Source organism: Pseudomonas sp. EL_65y_Pfl2_R96 (genome assembly GCF_963970905.1).
Taxonomy (GTDB): Bacteria; Pseudomonadota; Gammaproteobacteria; order Pseudomonadales; family Pseudomonadaceae; genus Aquipseudomonas.
Window position 1 is genome coordinate 1 of record NZ_CAXAQH010000489.1, and the last position, 223, is coordinate 223.

Annotated in this window: 1 protein-coding gene; it reads right to left on the reverse strand. The window is 54.7% G+C overall.

Translation table 11 applies throughout. The annotated features are described in order from the left end of the window. Positions 1 to 73 precede the first annotated feature (73 nt). Positions 74 to 223, reverse strand: a 150-nt coding sequence (tnpB, locus tag AACY49_RS31710) for an IS66 family insertion sequence element accessory protein TnpB (protein ID WP_339528316.1), incomplete at its 5' end; no start/stop codon positions are given.

Sequence of the window (223 nt, forward strand, 5' to 3'; positions counted from 1 at the left end):
GGGCGGTTTGAAGCCAGCTCCTGCAAGCAGACTCCGGGAGGCCTACTCCCATCTTTGATAGAGCATCGCTGGCTTACGCCAGCGTTCGTGACACACCCCAATACAAAATCTTCACGCGGTTGCGTGGCTTGTTGAGGAAGACGAAAAGCACAGGGTCGAATACCGCGACTTTGATATCCAGTTCGACCAGCGCCGCCAGGCCATCAATGGATTTTCGAAAGTC